The 1060-nt window shown below is 50.8% G+C and carries 2 protein-coding genes; both read left to right on the top strand.

What is annotated here, in order from left to right; translation table 11 throughout:
- Positions 1-160: 160 nt before the first annotated feature.
- Positions 161-355, top strand: coding sequence for a transcriptional repressor (locus J3353_RS16055; RefSeq protein ID WP_197037414.1), 195 nt, complete (start codon positions 161-163; stop codon positions 353-355).
- Positions 336-845: a ferritin gene (locus J3353_RS16050; RefSeq protein ID WP_242699393.1), complete on the top strand. Its 510-nt coding sequence runs from the start codon at positions 336-338 to the stop codon at positions 843-845. The genes J3353_RS16055 and J3353_RS16050 overlap by 20 nt, the downstream gene beginning before the upstream one ends.
- Positions 846-1060 lie beyond the last annotated feature (215 nt).

Genomic DNA, 1060 nt, shown 5'->3' with positions numbered 1-1060 from the left:
CAGTTTATATTGAAATATAACAGATACAGTTAAAACTGTTAAGGTACTTCGAGGCAGCTTTTGGCGCACAAGCCCTTTGTGGTTGTTGACAGAGAAAAAAATATAGGTATAATAAAAGCAAAATAATAAGACTCATTCTTGCATTTAGAGGGTTGGCGGTATGCCAAAATACGCAGAGGAGATATTGGCCGCCGTAACGGAGCTGCAGCAGCATCCCAAGGCGGAGCAGGTGTTCCTGGAGATGAAAAGGGAGCATCCCAGCATCGCTCTGGGTACGGTATATCTGCCCCCCTGCCGGGAGCAGGAAAAAGACAATCTTATGGAGGAGAAGTATTATGAACGCAAACGTATCTAAGCTGCTCAACGAGCAGATCAATAAGGAGTTCTACTCCGCCTATCTGTATCTGGACTTTGCCAACTACTACGCCGCCGTCGGACTGGACGGCTTTGAGAACTGGTACCGGGTACAGGCGCAGGAGGAACGGGATCACGCCATGCTGTTTTATCAGTATTTGCAGAATAACGGCGAGGGTGTCACCTTTGAGGCTATCGCAAAGCCGGAGTGGGAGCGAGGCGACCACATGGCTCCGCTGAAAAAAGCACTGGAGCACGAGAAGCTGGTCACCGCCAGCATCGATGCCATCTACGCCGCCGCACACGAGGTCAGGGACTTCCGTACCATGCAGACGCTGGACTGGTTCATCAAGGAACAGGGCGAGGAGGAGAAGAACGCCGCCGACCTCATTACCAAGATGGAGCTGTTCGGCGGTGACAGCAAGGGGCTGTATATGCTAAACAGCGAGCTGAAGGCACGGGTCTACACCGCGCCCTCGCTGGTGCTGTAAGCCCCGCGCGTCTGCGGGCTTTCGCATCAGGCAAAAGGCAGACTGCATACAGGTGGTCTGCCTTTTCTTCCACCAGACGGTTAGATTGTGCTAACTGCGTATAAAACAGAAAAGACTTCAGAACTTGAACAAGGAAAAGGAGATTGAAACCGTTACCCTCATGGTGCGCCGGTATTGTTGTGGCGTGCATACAATAAAACATATAATAAATAAGC

This window comes from Faecalibacterium sp. Marseille-Q4137 (genome assembly GCF_017377535.1).
Taxonomy (GTDB): Bacteria; Bacillota; Clostridia; order Oscillospirales; family Ruminococcaceae; genus Faecalibacterium; species Faecalibacterium duncaniae.
The sequence above is the reverse complement of the archived record's forward strand: the minus strand, read 5'-3'. Positions and strand labels throughout refer to the sequence as shown.